Consider the following 14,682-nt stretch of genomic DNA (forward strand, 5'->3'; position numbering starts at 1 on the left):
CTCCCCTCCGAGTGCTTCAACATTATCGCCCAAAGCCGATACCGAGAACGGGACGCTCACTCCTTCGGGCGACGGTTGCGCCACTCCTTGAGCCGCCGTTCGGCGGTGTCCAGCTCGTTCGGCGGGGCCTTCCGGGAGGTCTTCTGGAAGAACGACAGCGCGAGCAGGACCAGCCCGTCCGTCTCCTCCGCGTAGAGGAGGCGGAAGATGCGGCGGTTGCCGGTGAGCCGCACCTCCAGCAGGTCGTGCCCGACGTTCTTCACATCGCCCGGCAGGGTCTGCCGGGCCTTGACCCGGTCCATCAGGACGGCGAGCTTGGTGAGTTCGTACCGGGCGAGCCCGGCCTTCTCAAGCTCCTTGTTCACCGGCGCGGAGCCGTCCGCGCCCTCGTAGAAGGCCCACCCTCGCTCCTCCACCGCCCACCCCGCCCATGCCCCCCGACTGATGCGATCGTCAGGTAAGTCTAGGGGTGTGCCCGGTGCGCACGGTGGCGGTTCTCGTCCCCAACGGTGCCGTCGTCCCCCTCGTCCCCGGCGACCGACCGGATTCCCGCGAGCAGTCCTGCGGGTTCCCGATCTGCCGGCGCCGGCATTGCCGTACCTGCCCGGCGGTCAAGGAGATCCCGGTCCCTGTCGCAGCTGTCTCCACGTGCCGCCCACGGCATGAGCGCCACCGCACCTGGCAGCTGATCGAAGGGGCGCTTCTGGGGGAAGGCGCCGGGGCTGCGGTCACCGTGCTTGTGGTGCGGGTGCGTTGGGGGTGGCCTGGCGGGTTCGGGGTGAGGAGTTCCGGCCGGTCTGACGGGCGGCTCTGCGTGCGAGGACGGCGTTGCGCACGTGGGTGGCGTGGGTGTGGACGGCGGCGGGGGAGAGCCGGGCCGGGGGCGGCGGCGAGGTGGCCGCGCCGGTGCGGCAGGCCCGGCAGAGGCCGCCGAGGAGGGCCTGCGGGCGGCTCGGCGTGCGGCAGTCGGTGCAATCGATGATCCGCGTGGACGGGGGCGGCGCGGGTGCCCAGGGGCGTTCGGGCGGCATCTTGTCGAGCAGGCGGCGGCGGGTGAACGCGGCCGGGCTGTGCACGGAGGGCGGCAGGCCCGCGGTGAGGGTGGCCGCGAAGAGGTCGGGCGGCATCCCGCGCGCCAGCCACTGGGCGGCGAGCGGTTCGAGGTCCGCGCACTCGGTGGCGGACAGCGCGAGCCGGGCGTCCGCCAGGCCGAGGGCGGCCAGGGCGTCGTAGGCGGGCGAGCGCGGGGGCCGGTGCGGGGGTCGGTGCGGGGGGAGACGTGGTGCGCGCGGGCCGGGGCGCTCGTCCGGGTGAACCTCGGCGGGGTCGCCGGTGGCCAGGAAGTGCGCCCACCAGGCGTCGTCCCGGGCCGTGCGGGAGAAGTAGGTGCGGAACACCCACTGGGTGCGGTCGGCGCCGACCCGTTCGCGGATGCGGCGCAGATGCCCGGCGACGGAGAGGTTGTTGAGGGCGGTGCGGACGGCCTGCTGCCCGTAGTGGGGCTGATCGCGGGCGAGGGTCTTGGTGTCCATCGCGGCGCCCTCGGGGAGGCGGTCGATCAGGCTTGCCAGGTACGCCTCGCGGCCGGGCAGGTGTGCGAAGTCGTCGGCGCGGCGCGGGCGTTGGCCCGGCGCGGACTTCTTTCCGTAGCCCGACGCGGCCATGCTGGGCGCGTCGGAGGGGGTGGCGGCGGTAAGGTCGTGGGTAGCCACTAGATCGAGCTCGATTCGATCGTGCTGGTCAAACCCCCGTCTGGTGTCGCAAGCACCGGCGGGGGTTGATTCGTTTGTGCGCACGCTACACGGCGCATGCGCATGGTGGCGACCTGGTGACCATTAGTCATATCTGCTGGCTGTGGCGCTACTTGGGCGGGTGGGAGGGGGATGGTTACCCACCCATTCCACTGGAAGGTCGCTCGACCGCCGACACCTGAGCTTCGGCCGACCGTCAAGCTGGACCGGACGCGCTGCACGTGGAGATTCCCGGGTCGGCCTGGCCTTCGCGGCCGGGCCGGGACCGTCGGCGGACACGGGCAACACCGGGCTGATGAGCTAGGGGCTGTCTCTTTGGTTATCTGCGGACCCAGATGAGGATGGCAGCGAGGTGGAGTGCGGCCTGGTAGGCGATGGCGAGTTTGTCGGTGCGCATGGCCAGGCCGCGCCACTGCTTGAAGCGGTTGATGCACCGCTCGACGGTGTTGCGTTCCTTGTAGGACTCGGGGTCGAAGGCAGGCGGCCTGCCGCCGTGAGGACCACGTCGCTGGCGGTGGTGGACCTGGTCGGCGGGCTGTGGGATGACGGCCCGGATGTGACGGTTGCGCAAGTGGGCACGGATCGCCCGGGATGAGTAGGCGCGGTCCGCGAGCACCACCTGCGGGCGGGTTCGCGGTCGTCCCGGACCGGTGCGTGGGACGCGGATCGCTGCCATGACGGCGGTGAACGCGGGCGCGTCGCCCGCTTGTCCGGCGGTGAGGACAACCGCGAGCGGACGGGCGTTGCTGTCGCAGGCCAGGTGAACCTTCGTACTCAGGCCGCCCCGCGAGCGTCCGAGCGCGTGGTCGGCTGGCTCTCCTCGGCCGGTGTCACCCTTTGCGGGCACCGGCGGCGTGCTGGTGGGCCCGGCAGACGGTGGAGTCTACCGAGACGGTCCAGCCGATGTCGTCGCCCGCGTCCGCTGCGGCGAGAACAACTGCGAAGACCTTCGCCCAGGTACCGTCGACTGCCCAGCGCAGCAGCCGCTTGTGGGCGGTCTTGAACGAGCCGAGCTCGTCGGGCAGATCCCGCCAGGGCGAGCACGTGCGGTACTTCCACGCGATCGCCTCCAGAGTGCGGCGGTGGTTCGCCCATCGCCGCCCGCGGACCGGATCGGCCGGCATCAAGGGCTCGATCCGGTCCCACATCGCATCACTGATTACCAATCGGACAGACACATCCGATCAACAGCTCAGCCCATCAAAGAGTCACGTTCTAGTCGGCGAGCAGGACGGCCGGCAGCGGGGCCTCCAGTACCAGGGCCCGGGGGAGTGTCAGACCGAAGTGCCGCCCCAGCACCCCCAGGGTGGTCCGGTGCACCTCGCGGCCCGCTCGCTCCTCGTCCGGCAGGCCTTCTGCATTCAGCAACTCCTTGACCGTACCCGCGACATCGGGGTCTCCGATGACCTGGCCGTTGCCCCAGGAGTCGTCCAGGTGCAGATTGAACGAGCAGACCGTCCGGCCGTCCCGGTGGTAGTGGAAGGTCGGCGGCACCGGCTTGCCGTTCTCCTCCTCGTACTCCACCAGGAAGACCTCGGCCCCGCCCTCGGAGATCGCCGGATCGTCCCGGAATTCCCCGAACCAGCCCCCGTACGCCACCGCGAAGGTCCACCCGCCGCTCACCCCCAGCCGCAGCCCGATTCCGTCCAAGGCGTCCCCGTACTCGGAATCCAACGCCTCGACCAGCCCGTCCCCGGTGAGCTCACCGACCGGCTCCACCGTGCGCTCCGACCATTGGGCCGAGGCCGCGATCCGCGCCGCCAGCGCCTCGATCCCGAGTCCCCGGGCCAGCGTCACGCTGTAGCCGCCGAAGGCGATGCTCTGTGGCTCCGCGAGCCAGGCGATTCCGTCCGTCATGCAGGTGATCCTGCCGCACCACACCGACACACCCCGCCCCGGGCCACCGGACTGTTCCGGCCCGGCCGCCCACCCGGCCCGATCAAGGAGACAGCCCCTAGCTCACCGGCCGCCGGTGTACGAGAACGACCCCGCGATGTCGAAGCCGGCCAGCGCGGCGGCGTCGGCGGTCGCGGAGTTGGGCCCCGGTGTCCAGCACCGCGCGGAGCCGCGAGGAGGCCACGTCCTCCACGTAGGAATCGCCGGCGGTGAGCTGCTTGATGCGGTGTGGGTCCACGTCGTGGCCGACGGCGCGATGGCCCACCTCGGCGGCGCGCACGGCGAGCGGCAGTCCCACGTAGCCTTGGCCGGCGACAACAACATCCATGACGACTCCGATCCGGGTAAGGAGCACCGCTGTGGCCCTGGTTTCCGTGGTGATGCCTGTGCACAATTCGGTGGCCACGCTCGGGCCCGCAGTTCGGTCGGTGCTGGCGCAGACCCACACCGATCTCGAACTGCTGATCACGGACGACGCGTCTTCGGACGGTTCGATGGATCTGCTGAGAGAGCTGGCTCGGCAGGACGAGCGGGTCCTGCCGGAGGCAGCGGCCCGGCAGGGGGGCGCGGCCCGGGCCCGCAACCTGGCCATCGCGCGGGCCCGGGGTGACTACATCGCCTTCCTCGACAGCGATGACATGTGGCTCCCGACGAAACTGGAGAAGCAGCTCGCCTTCGCCGCGACGGCCGGGACGCCCCTCACGTTCACCTCCTACTACAAGATGGACGCCCTGCACTCGGGCGAGGCCGCCGACTTCGTCCCGAACGGGCGTGTGGTGTGGGCGCCGGAGCGCGTGGACTACAGCGCGATGCTGGTCCAGGACCACATCGGCGCCCTGACCGCCATGTACGACCGCAGGGTGGTCGGGACGAGGCTGATGCCGGACATGCCGAAGAGGCAGGACTACGCGCTCTGGTTGTCGATCATGCGGGATGGGACTCCCTCGCGGGCGCTGCGGGAACCCCTGGCGGTGTACCGGGCGCAGCGGGCCGGGTCGCTCTCGTCGAACAAGCTGTCGCTCGTCCCGTACAACTGGAACCTCTACCGTCGGCACGAACAGCTCTCGGTGTTCCGGTCGACGCGGGCTCTGGCCGGAGCGGCATGGCACTCAGTGCGGAAGTCGCACATCTAGCACCCGTTCACGAGCCCGGGGAGCCCGGTGCGCGACCGTTTCCGGGTGGCGCCCGACCGGGCCCCGCCCCGTGGCCGTGCCGCGTGCTCGGCGGCTGGACCCGCAGGGCGGGACTCGGCGGGTCACCGGTGCCGTCAGTCGGCCACGCGGTCGAGCCGGCTCCGGCCGGCGCGCGCAGGAACAAGCGGCGCCGACCGTGCCGGGTATCCCGGCCAGGCATTCGACCCCGGACAGGTGCTCGGCGGCGGCCCAGGCTCTGTCGGGGTTGCGAACCGGTGCAGGAGTTCCTGGACGCCACGCTCAAGAGCTGACCGGCCTCGACGTGGTGCGCACGCTACATGGCGGATGTGCATGGTGGCGATCTGGTGACCGTTGGTCATATGTGCTGACTGTGGCGGTACTTGGGTGGGTGGGAGGTGGGTGCCCACCCATTCCACTAGAAGGTCACTCGACCGCCGACACCTGAGCTTCGGCCGCGAAGGCGAGGAAGTCGGCCTAGGTAGAGGGCGAGAAGGAGAGCTGCGGGCCGGCCTTGTCCTGATCCGGGCCGCATCGCCAGGACGGATGCGTTCCGGCCGTAGCGCCGTACGCGATGGACGTGACGAACAGCCGGCGAGCAGGGCATCCTGAGCGGCATGGACTTCCAGCCGGTTGAGCGCGCCTCGGAGGCGTTCCAGCAGTCACTGTCCGCGGAGGAGATCGGGAAGGTCTGCCGACGGGCCTTCGGGGACGCCGCCGCGCCGGTGTCCGCCATCGAGCTGGGCACGGGGATGTACAACAACGTCTACCGTGTCATCCTGGCCGGCCGGGACCGGCCGGTGATCCTGCGGGTCGCGCCGCCGGAGGCCCGCCAGTTCCTCAGCGAGCGCCACCTGATGCGAAACGAGTACGCGAGCCAGCCGTGGCTGGCCGTGATCGCACCACTGATGCCCCAAGTCCTCGCCGCGGACTGGTCGCACGAGGTGATCGGCCGGGACTGGATGATCCAGACCCACCTGGACGGCATCCCGGCCCCGGAGCACCTGGGGACGTACCCGCGTACCGCCTGGCCGGTGTTCTTCCGGCAGATGGGCGCCATCGCCCGCTCCGTGCACGACGTGCGGGGCCCGCACTTCGGGCCCGTCGGCGGTCCGGGGTACGGGACGTGGAGCGAGACGGTGATCGCGTCGCTGGAGGAGATCGCCGCCGACCTGGACGGTGCCGGCCTGGACGCGGCCGACGTACGGAAGGTCGCCGCAGCGGCCGCGCACGAGAGCGCCGTGTTCGACGAGGTCACCGAGCCGAGGCTGCTGACCGGGGACCTGTGGACCGTCAACGCCCTCATGGACCCGGCAGCTCCCGAGCCGGTGATCACCGGCGTGCTGGACTTCGACCGCACCTGGTTCGGGGACCCCGCCGCTGACTGGACCATCCGCATGGCGACGGCCAAGGACGACGAACGGACCACGTTCTGGGAGTCCTACGGGGCCCTGGACCGCTCGCCCGCAGCGGTGTGGCGGGCGAGGGTCTACGAGGCCCGGCACCTGGGCGCGATCCGCCTGGAGCGCCACCGGCTGGCCAAGACGGACGCGGTCCGCGAGAGCTACGGCGCGATGGCCGAGGTGCTCACCGGTCTGACCTGACCGGGCCCGTTCTCCGGGACCGGTTCGACCCGGATGCGGACTTGCCGCAGGAGCGCGTCGGCCCGCTCCTCGACCTCGGCGGCATCCGGGCCGGTGACCACGAACGACCCCAGCCGGTGGCTGTTGGCGCCCGGCTCGTGGACCGCGCCGCCGATCGCAGCCCGCCAGCGGACGAACGGCACGCCCGGTCCCGTCTTCGGGAATCCGGAGAGGGACGTCAGCCGTCCGGCGCGCGGGCTGGTCAGGAACCGGACGGTCGCGTATCCGCGGGCGGTGGGGGCGAGCGCGGGCTGGCAGGCGAGTGCGACATCGAGCAGGGCCGCCCACACGTCGATGCCCAGGGCGTGCTGGATCAGGACCCCGATGTGCCCGGCGGCGAGGCGGGCGCCGATCTCGATGACCTCGCACCGCCCGTCCGCCGCGACGATGATCTCGGTGTGCGAGGCGCCGTGCCGGATACCGACCGCCCGGACCGCCGCTTCGACCTCCCGGTACACGGCTGCCTCGACAGCCGGGGGCAGGTGAACGGGGAGGCTGTGCCCCGTCTCGACTCTATTCGGGCCGCCGGTCACCTGCTTCCGGGTCACGGCGAGGTGCGCCGTGGTGCCGTCCTGCGTGAGGGACTCGACGCTGTACTCCGTCCCCGCGGCGTACGCCTGGACCAGGACGCGCGGGTCGCCGCCGCTTTGGTACATGTCGGCCACCTCGCGGGCGGCGTCGGCGGCTGCGGCCGCACCGGCCGGGCAGCGGTCGCACGTAAGCCTGTTGCGGCATCTCGCACCTTGCCTCCGGGCTGGAGGTCGACCACATCACGCCCATCGCCCACGGCGGGGAGGACGTGGCCGGGAACGTCCAACTCCTCTGCCTGTCATGCCATGCGGCGAAGACCCGGGCGGACTTTCAGGTGCGCGCCCGCCGTTCTGAAAGCACGACGCCCCGGCACGGGCTCTGAGAGGTCCACACCGGGGCGACAAGGGGGGCTAACGAAACGCGTCAGCGCAGGAGGATTTCCCTAGTTCGTCCAGGAGTTGCGTTCCTTCTCACGCTGGTTGTCCTTGGCCTCGCTGGCGTAGCCAGCGTTCCGCGTGGCCTCGACGACCAGATCCGAGCCCTTGGGGTAGACGGTCACCTCTTTGCCGTAAACGGGCTGGTATAGCGTGACCCCGTAGTCGTCATCGCCACCGTCGCCTTGCCATACCTTTTTGATGATGCCGTCTTGATACTGACCGCCGGTGGACTTATTCAGCTTGGTGTTGATGATCCGCACCTCCCCGGTGGGATAGGGGGGCTTGAGCTTATTGACCCTAGTGGTGGAAGCTTCGCGCGCAGCCCATTCGCGCTCGATCATGGCCTCGGTGTCGCCCCGGTCGAGGAAGCCGGATTTGTCTGAGTCAAGGTCATCGAAGAGCTTGGCGGCTTCCTGCTCATCCCACAGTCCGTCCATCGCACCCCTGCCGCTCCGGACGTACGCGAGCCACTCCTCCTTGCTGACCATGCCGTCCCCGTCCCCGTCCCCGTCCCCGGTCCGGTCGGCCAGCTGGAGCCACCGCGTGAACTGATCCAGCGTCACTGTGCTCGCATCCATGGGCATCTCATCTCTCCGTGGCTTCTTTGTCGCCGGAGCACTGCCCACTGCGATTACCCGAAACACATCAACCACTCGAATGGGTGAACTAGCGCCCTTCGTCCACCGACAGAACGGATTAGAGGTATCGCCCGTGCCATGGTCTACGAGCAATCGGCGAGAGCGTCTGCCAGCAGACTGGCCAACGCTGCGTCAGACAGTTCTGCGCCATGACGATTGGCGGTGTGTGGCGGTCATGCGCGATGGCGATTGATGCGCGGAGCCGGCGACGGACGTGGACCACATCCAGCCGGGCGACGACCACAGCCTTGAGAACCTTCAAGCACTGTGCGGTTGGCACCACGGCCGCAAGAGTGCATACGAGGGCGTGGCAGCGCGGGCGGCGAGGCCCCAGCCAGGGCGGGCGAGGCCGGTTGGTCGGCATCCTGCCGACCTCTGAGGCCACGAAGCCGCGGAGCATAGTCATGCTCGCTGGCCCGCATAGTCATGCTCGGTCGTCGCGCCCGGCCCTGTCCGACCCCGGGGGTAGACCCCCTTATGTCCGTTTCGCCCCCCGCTAGCGTATAGCCACTCGGAGGCTGTACGGGTTCCAAGGCCGTCAGACGGGCAGCAGACCGGGGCTGACCTGCTGGTTGGCGGTGGTCTGCGACCTCACAACACGGGGTAACCATGCACTCCGACGGCGCGTCTTTGAGACGGCCGAAGGTCGGGTGACGCCGATCAGCGCGCAAGCAACAGAACCCCCGACCTCTCCGGTCGGGGGTTCTTCGCGTGTTGAGGAACGGCTCAAACGTCGCCGAACTCGCCGTCCACGGCAGCGTGGATGAACGCCGCCCAGGCGTCGGGGGTGAATCGCAGCCGGGGGCCGTCAGGGTCCTTGGAGTCACGTACCGTGCCGGGACGGTTGTCATCCACTTCGATGCAGTCCCCGCCCTGACCGTTGCTATAGCTGCTCTTCCGCCACCGGGCAGGCTGTTCCTCGGAGTGCATCGGTGAATCCTTCCCATGCCGATCTGATCACGGTCTCAGAGTCCTGTGGAGATAGGGACTGAGCCCTCAGCAGATCGTAGAGCCCTTGCCGATGCGCCACGTCTTGCGTGTCATCGAACAAGCGGCCCGATCGGCTGCCCTCCTCATAGGCGATCACTGCGTGGTCGGCCGTGGTCAACAAGATCAGGGAGGAACCGCCCAGTTCCGAGTGCGCACCAGAGCCAAGGGGAAGCACCTGGATCGTGACATGCCGGAGCTGGCACGCGGCGAGGATCAGGGACAGCTGCTCGGCCATGACAGCAGCCCCGCCAACCGGCCGACGAAGTGCCCACTCATCCAAGATGAACCAGTACCGGCACGCGGGCGGTTCTTGGTAGACGCGGGTCTGACGTGCCATTCGGGTCGTCAGCCAGTCCTCGATCTCGCCCGGGGTGGCGAACGGCTCGCCAGCGTGGAGCACCGCGCTGGCGAAGGCTTGCGATTGGAGCAGGCCCGGCACGGTCAGCGTGTACGACTCGTGCCCGATGGCAGTGCTGGCCAACTTGAGGTAGGTCGAGTACTTGTCGGGGAACGGTTCCTTCTTCGCGAGCACGTAGTACCGCTGGAACGAGCCATCTGTGTTGAAGGCGGCGTCCAAGCTCTCGGACAGGCCCTCGGGTGGCTTCGACTCGCCGTTCTCGATCCGGCTGAGGTGCCCCTTCGAGAAGTTGAGGATCTGGGCGAGTCGCCCAAGCGACATGTTGCCGTTGGCCTTACGGAGGCGGCGGATCTCCGAGCCATAGAAGTGGCGGGGCGACTTCTCCGGGTGGAGCTCCTGTTTTCGGCATGTTCAACGAGAGCCACTCGGGCAACGGGAATGAGAGCCACATTGCTCCGTTCGGGAAGCTCGCGGTGAGGTCGGCCGAGCAAGATCGGCAATGAGTTTCGGAGCCACCCCTATCGGGTGATGTTTCGTCACGACGTTTCATGTTCCGGGTGTTGTCACCGGGTTCGTCGCTGCTCGGTCGATAGGTTGACTGTCCCGGGCCCCCTCGGCTGTGTCCCTGACAGGCTCAGCCCGGGAGGGCCCGGCTCCGTTGCCGAGGGCAGTGTTGAGGAGAGCCGCTCAAGCCTCGGACCGGTCGAGGAGAATCTTGATGGCATCAAGAGCGTTGTCGACCTCGTAATCGGGTGCTGTCTCGGCGCGAGGCCAGGAGCGACCGCGGCGGATCCAGATCGTCCGCAGTCCCGCTTCGCGGCCCCCGGCGATGTCAGCGGTGACGCTGTCGCCGGCCATCCAGCCGGTCCAGGGTCCGCCGACACCACAGCGTTGCGCGGCGAGGGAGAAGATCCGAGGATCTGGTTTGCGAAGGCCCTCGGCCTCGGAGATGCACCAGCCGTCCAATAATTCAGTGAGCCCGGCGTGCTTCATCGCGCCGAGCTGCGTTTCGTGGACGCCGTTGGTCACTACGCCCACACGCCACTGCGCCGCCCGCAGCTCCGACAAGGCCGAGAGGACGGCCGGCTCACACCGCATGAACTCTGGGTAACGCCGCCGATACTGTGCCCACAGATCCTCGACCGACGCCGCCAGGCCGAAGCGTTCACGGACCGTGGCGAAGAACTCGGCCTTGGGACAGAGGCCGTCGTCGTCGATCTCCGTCAGCCATTCGACGACTTCGGGACCGAGCCCCCAGAGGGCGGCGAACTCCTGCGCCCACCGGGCAAAGGCCGAACCCCGGTCCACCAGTGTGTTGTCCAGATCGAACAGGGCGAGTCTCTGCACGGAGGAGACCATAGCGACATCTGAGAGGTGGCACGACCTGATTCGCGGGCTGGGATCGGGACTGCCCACTGCTGCGGGTCGGCCAAGGGCTCAGGGGCGGAAGCCCTCGCCTGCCCCCGCTGCGCCCCCGCCGTACGTGCCGTCTTCGCCATCGGCGACGACCGGTAGTCCACGCCACAACCACCCCGCCCGGCCGTCTGCCGGGCGGGGTTTCAAAGGCCCCTCGCTGTATCCCGAACGGTGTGCACTTCGACGAACGGCGCCACGCGTCCGCGGGCCGCTTCTGGCACGCCGCTCTCCACAACGCCCACACCGCCCACCAGCGCGACCTCGGCGCGGGCATCCTGTCCGATCTCGCGTATCAACTGCTGTGGCTCAAGGACGCACGAGCCGCCGCCGACATCCTCGACCACGCCATCCCTCGGACTCAGCACCCCACCGCGCGGTCCCTCCTTCACCTGCGACAGGCCCGCGCCCTCGCCGTGCTCGACGAGGGCGGCCTGTGCCGCCGGGCCCTCGCCGCCGCAGAGAAGGCGCTGGATACCCCGCCGTATGATCCCGCACCCGCCTGGTGCTCGTGGATGTCGCACGCCGACCTGGCCGCGGACAGCGGCCGTTGCCTCGCGGACCTCGGTCAGCGCCGCCAGGCCCACCAGCTCATGGACGAGGGCATTGCTTTGCTGCCCGCCACCCGCTCCAAGACCAGATCCGTGTTCCTGACCTACCAGGCCGAGACCTACCTCCGCGACGGCGAACCCGACATCGCCGCGGAGACCGCCACACGCTCCCTCGACCTGGCCAGCCGGATCGACGCCCCCAGGTGCGTGACGATGATCCGCGACCTCGAACCAGAGCTGTCGCGATACGCGCAGACCGCTTCCGTCGCCGAACTGCTCGAACGGCTTCGAGCGGTCGGTTGAAGCTTCGCCGCCGGCTGCCCACTCCTGCTTGTGGAGTTCGAACAGATGGTTGGACCGCACGGAGTACGAGGTGGTGCAGTCCGGCCCCCGCCGGCTGTGGGACGAGGTGGCCGCCGCGTACCGGTGGTGGGCCGACCAGGACGGCCCCGGGCACGAGCGGTTCGGCCTGACGGTCACCCCGGAGGGCCAGACGGCCTGGCTCGACTCTCCTGACCACCCGGTTCCGCGGCAGAGCTGACGGGCCGCCCTCGCCCCGGGCCCTACCGGCGGTCTGGCAGCGCCACCCAGATCCGGTCCCGCCCGTGCACGCCACAGCGGCGCACGGGCGGGGCTTCGCCTACCGTTGCGCACGCTGGTCACTCACCACGAACCAGCGGGTCAAAGGCAATGTGCACTCTTGTTCGCTTCGCCAACGCCGGGTGGGTACGGGGAGGCTGCTCGCTCACAGATCGGCGGGGTCATAGCCGAACGGGAGGAGCCCCCGGCGCTCCCAGTCCAGGATCATGCGTGGTGCAGCACCCACCGGATGCGGCTGATCGGCGTCCAGCAGCTCGGTGACGTCGTCGTGCTGCGATACGCGCCCAAGCAGGAATCCGTCTGAGCCTCGCCGCCAAGCCTGGCTGCCCGCCCAGCGCCGGTCGACGTGGGCGTTCCTGTGGTGACGGCGCAGTGGTCAAGCCCTCGCCCGGCGGCGCGCCGCCGGGCGAGGGCCGGGACAGCTGCTGCCTTCTCCGTCGGCAGGACGTCCCGGAGGATCCGGGCGGACCGACGGGCGTTGGGGCAGTGGATGACCTCTTCCGGCGTCACGGTGAGGTCGACTCTCACGTCGTTGGTCATATGTGCTGACTGTGGCGGTACTTGGGTGGGTGGGTGGGAGGTGGCTACCCAACCATTCCACTAGAAGGTCACTCGACCGCCGACACCTGAGCTTCGGCCGCGAAGGCGAGGAAGGCGGCCCAGGCGGAGGGCGAGAAGGCGAGCTGCGGGCCGGCCTTGTCCTTGGAGTCCCGGACGTGGACGAGGTTGGGGTGGGCAGCCACCTCGACGCAGTTGCCGCCCTCGTAGTCGCTGTAGCTGGACCGGATCCACGGTGCTGCGACGCTCATAGTTGCTCCGCTACCTTTCTGATGAACTGCATGGAATCCTCAACGCTGAGGGCTTGCGCGCGGATTATCGCGTGCCGCGTGCTGAGCTCGCTCACGACCTTCGGGTCGGAGTGGAGTGCGTTCGTTCCATGGGTTTCCACATATACGTAGTGCTCGTGATTGACCGTCTCTATGACAACCATCGATCCGGAGAGGGCCGAGGGGATGGCCCGGTCGATGGTCAGGATCTGGACTCGCACATTGCGCAACTGTTCGGTCTCCAGCAGGCGGTGCAGCTGTCGCTGCATCGTTCCTGGGCCGCCCAGGCCGGCGTGGAGGGCTGCCTCGTAGATCACGAAGCTGTACAGCACGGTGGGGCGGAGGGTCAGCTTCTCCTGTCGGAGCATCCGAGCCTTGACGCGATCCTCGACCGTCGCATCGTCCACGGGCGGCATGGTGTTGCTCAAGATCGCTCTCGCATACTCCTCCGTCTGTAGCAGGCCGGGGATGTAGAGAGGCTCATACGAGTACATCGCGATGGCCTCGTCTTCGGCGTCGCGGTACGAGTCGGTGCGAGTAGGCGGGCTCTCCGAGGCCAGGTACTGGTAGGCCCCGAGCAGCATGCCTCGTGCGTTGCACAACTCGTCGGCAACGGTGAGGAGCTTCAGTGAAGGCTTCCTTCGTCCGGCCTCCATCGACCGCACGCTCTCGCAGTCGTAGTTCGAGGCTGTGCTCAACTCATCTCGAGTGACACCGGCTTGGGCGCGCCAGCGCTTGATTTGGTCGCCGCAGTACTTCCATGCCGTCGGGTTCTGCTTGGGCGTGGCCATCTCCGGATCCCCTCCTCGTGCCGGTCAACCTGCGGTGCAAGTGCTGAGGTACCGGCGTCGTAACTCCCGAGGCTATGCCCGGTTGCCGACGCTTGGAACGTGTAATGGCCGAACTCCGCCCCACGGAGTGACGCCCGACCTCCCCATGCCCCCAAGGACACTGATGATCACTCAGGCTGTCGACATCGAGTGGATGTTCCCCCGCCACCCCCGCAGCGCCGGCCGGGCCCGCGTCCAACTGCTCCGGCAGGCCTACGTCTGGCAGGTCGCCGACGAGACCACCGAGATCGCCGTCCTCCTTCTCAGCGAGCTGGTCACCAACGCCTGCCGGCACGCCCGTGGCCCGCGCGACCGTCTCGTGGGTGTCCGCTGCCTGATCGTCGACGACCTGCTCCGGGTCGAGGTCACCGACGCCAATGAGGACCTTCCCCAGCCCCGCGAGGCCGCCCCCGACGACGAGGCCGGCCGCGGCCTGCACCTCGTCGACGCCCTCGCCGACTCCTGGGGCGCCCACCTCCGCGGTGAGGGCTACCGCGGCAAGACCGTGTGGTTCCAACTGAAGCTCTGGGGCGGCGCGCTGTAGCGGCCGCGCGCCTGGGGGCCGGTCTCCCGGTGCAGGCTCTGATAAACATTTCAAGGTCATCCGGGCATTCCTCCTGCCCTTTCGGGCAATGCGTGGCCGAATTCCCTTTCGGTGGCCGATTCCCCGCGCCTCTCGCTCAATTCGGCCGGGCCGGAACTCCGGCCTGGCCGAATCCATGCCAGTCGTGGACAGTCTTTCGGTAACGGGCGGGGTGGGCGGATGGCAAGGTGATGGCGGCGTACCCCGATTGGTCAAGACCACTGCGATCTGCCCTGATCCATGCTGCGGAATGGTAAACCTCCACTTGTGGGCGGCGTACGGCCTGACCTGGCATGTCCGTTCTCGACCCGCCGTCTCGTGGTCTGGACCGCGCAAACCGGCCAACTCCTTGACAGGGCCATGCTGCCCATTGAAAGCTGGATGAGCTGCCGGAATCTCCCTGGGTTTCGGCTGTTGAAAATTTTACCGGCCGGCCGGTTCCGCGGTGTTCGAGTCCCTGTGCGCCCCCGTGAACGCACGTAC

The 14,682-nt window shown here is 68.9% G+C and carries 19 protein-coding genes; 7 read left to right on the forward strand and 12 right to left on the reverse strand.

Translation table 11 applies throughout. The annotated features are described in order from the left end of the window. Positions 1-56: 56 nt before the first annotated feature. The 5 genes from ACIQIB_RS15945 to ACIQIB_RS15965 form a co-directional block, all read right to left on the reverse strand. Positions 57-416 (reverse strand): type II toxin-antitoxin system RelE/ParE family toxin, encoded by a 360-nt coding sequence (locus ACIQIB_RS15945; RefSeq protein WP_363604885.1) that lies wholly within the window; start codon positions 414-416, stop codon positions 57-59. A gap of 312 nt (positions 417-728) precedes the next feature. Further along, the gene (locus tag ACIQIB_RS15950; RefSeq protein ID WP_400758425.1) at positions 729-1,712 is read right to left on the reverse strand and encodes a hypothetical protein; all 984 of its coding nucleotides are present in this window, start codon (positions 1,710-1,712) and stop codon (positions 729-731) included. 358 nt (positions 1,713-2,070) lie between these two features. Continuing rightward, positions 2,071-2,899 (reverse strand): IS5 family transposase gene (locus ACIQIB_RS15955; RefSeq protein WP_400758427.1). Its coding sequence is split into 2 segments (ribosomal slippage): positions 2,071-2,590 and positions 2,589-2,899, totalling 831 coding nucleotides; the frame shifts between segments, so codons are not numbered across the junction. A 67-nt stretch (positions 2,900-2,966) separates the two neighbouring features. Next, complete coding sequence (locus ACIQIB_RS15960) at positions 2,967-3,608, reverse strand: DUF6461 domain-containing protein (protein WP_400758429.1); 642 nt, start codon at positions 3,606-3,608, stop codon at positions 2,967-2,969. Between the two features lie 97 nt (positions 3,609-3,705). Next, positions 3,706-3,975 carry a hypothetical protein gene (locus ACIQIB_RS15965; RefSeq protein ID WP_400758431.1) on the reverse strand — a complete coding sequence of 90 codons (270 nt, stop codon included), beginning with the start codon at positions 3,973-3,975 and terminating at the stop codon, positions 3,706-3,708. Positions 3,976-4,006: 31 nt separating this feature from the next. Between ACIQIB_RS15965 and ACIQIB_RS15970 the strand changes: the two genes are divergently transcribed. Both ACIQIB_RS15970 and ACIQIB_RS15975 read left to right on the forward strand, forming a co-directional pair. Continuing rightward, complete coding sequence (locus tag ACIQIB_RS15970; RefSeq protein WP_400758433.1) at positions 4,007-4,780, forward strand: glycosyltransferase family 2 protein; 774 nt, start codon at positions 4,007-4,009, stop codon at positions 4,778-4,780. 635 nt (positions 4,781-5,415) lie between these two features. Next, the gene (locus ACIQIB_RS15975; RefSeq protein ID WP_400758435.1) at positions 5,416-6,402 is read left to right on the forward strand and encodes a phosphotransferase family protein; all 987 of its coding nucleotides are present in this window, start codon (positions 5,416-5,418) and stop codon (positions 6,400-6,402) included. On the opposite strand, the gene ACIQIB_RS15980 is transcribed toward ACIQIB_RS15975, so the two are convergent. After that, complete coding sequence (locus ACIQIB_RS15980) at positions 6,363-7,106, reverse strand: ATP-grasp domain-containing protein (protein WP_400758437.1); 744 nt, start codon at positions 7,104-7,106, stop codon at positions 6,363-6,365. The genes ACIQIB_RS15975 and ACIQIB_RS15980 overlap by 40 nt on opposite strands. A 68-nt stretch (positions 7,107-7,174) precedes the next feature. On the opposite strand from ACIQIB_RS15980, the gene ACIQIB_RS15985 reads away from it, so the two are divergent. Then, complete coding sequence (locus tag ACIQIB_RS15985) at positions 7,175-7,354, forward strand: HNH endonuclease (RefSeq protein ID WP_400758490.1); 180 nt, start codon at positions 7,175-7,177, stop codon at positions 7,352-7,354. 60 nt (positions 7,355-7,414) lie between these two features. Here the strand turns inward: ACIQIB_RS15985 and ACIQIB_RS15990 are convergent, their stop codons facing one another. The 4 genes from ACIQIB_RS15990 to ACIQIB_RS16005 form a co-directional block, all read right to left on the reverse strand. Continuing rightward, positions 7,415-7,987: a hypothetical protein gene (locus ACIQIB_RS15990; RefSeq protein ID WP_400758439.1), complete on the reverse strand. Its 573-nt coding sequence runs from the start codon at positions 7,985-7,987 to the stop codon at positions 7,415-7,417. Positions 7,988-8,773: 786 nt separating this feature from the next. Beyond that, entirely contained in the window at positions 8,774-8,902 is a 129-nt protein-coding gene (locus ACIQIB_RS15995; protein WP_400758441.1) for a DUF397 domain-containing protein, read from the reverse strand. Positions 8,903-8,930: 28 nt separating this feature from the next. Further along, on the reverse strand, positions 8,931-9,746 hold the full coding sequence (locus ACIQIB_RS16000) for a helix-turn-helix transcriptional regulator (protein WP_400758492.1): 816 nt from the start codon (positions 9,744-9,746) through the stop codon (positions 8,931-8,933). Positions 9,747-10,082: 336 nt separating this feature from the next. After that, positions 10,083-10,742 carry an HAD family hydrolase gene (locus ACIQIB_RS16005; protein ID WP_400758443.1) on the reverse strand — a complete coding sequence of 220 codons (660 nt, stop codon included), beginning with the start codon at positions 10,740-10,742 and terminating at the stop codon, positions 10,083-10,085. Between the two features lie 242 nt (positions 10,743-10,984). Between ACIQIB_RS16005 and ACIQIB_RS16010 the strand changes: the two genes are divergently transcribed. The 3 genes from ACIQIB_RS16010 to ACIQIB_RS16020 all read left to right on the forward strand — a co-directional run bounded on the left by ACIQIB_RS16010 (position 10,985) and on the right by ACIQIB_RS16020 (position 12,263). Then, a complete protein-coding gene (locus tag ACIQIB_RS16010) occupies positions 10,985-11,662 on the forward strand; it encodes a hypothetical protein (protein WP_400758445.1) in 678 nt (225 codons plus the stop codon). Between the two features lie 49 nt (positions 11,663-11,711). After that, positions 11,712-11,900, forward strand: coding sequence for a hypothetical protein (locus ACIQIB_RS16015; protein WP_400654710.1), 189 nt, complete (start codon positions 11,712-11,714; stop codon positions 11,898-11,900). Positions 11,901-12,059: 159 nt separating this feature from the next. After that, positions 12,060-12,263, forward strand: coding sequence for a hypothetical protein (locus tag ACIQIB_RS16020; RefSeq protein WP_400758447.1), 204 nt, complete (start codon positions 12,060-12,062; stop codon positions 12,261-12,263). Between the two features lie 304 nt (positions 12,264-12,567). Here ACIQIB_RS16020 and ACIQIB_RS16025 read toward each other — a convergent pair whose 3' ends face one another. Together ACIQIB_RS16025 and ACIQIB_RS16030 are read right to left on the reverse strand one after the other, a co-directional pair. Then, on the reverse strand, positions 12,568-12,768 hold the full coding sequence (locus tag ACIQIB_RS16025; RefSeq protein WP_400758449.1) for a DUF397 domain-containing protein: 201 nt from the start codon (positions 12,766-12,768) through the stop codon (positions 12,568-12,570). After that, positions 12,765-13,577 (reverse strand): helix-turn-helix transcriptional regulator, encoded by an 813-nt coding sequence (locus ACIQIB_RS16030; RefSeq protein WP_363610691.1) that lies wholly within the window; start codon positions 13,575-13,577, stop codon positions 12,765-12,767. Before ACIQIB_RS16030 ends, ACIQIB_RS16025 begins: the two co-directional genes overlap by 4 nt. Before the next feature lie 163 nt (positions 13,578-13,740). Here ACIQIB_RS16030 and ACIQIB_RS16035 point away from each other — a divergent pair, with 163 nt between their 5' ends. Beyond that, the gene (locus ACIQIB_RS16035; RefSeq protein ID WP_400654714.1) at positions 13,741-14,160 is read left to right on the forward strand and encodes an ATP-binding protein; all 420 of its coding nucleotides are present in this window, start codon (positions 13,741-13,743) and stop codon (positions 14,158-14,160) included. Positions 14,161-14,682: the final 522 nt, after the last annotated feature.

It is taken from the genome of Kitasatospora sp. NPDC092286, from assembly GCF_044755565.1.
Lineage (GTDB): Bacteria > Actinomycetota > Actinomycetes > Streptomycetales > Streptomycetaceae > Kitasatospora.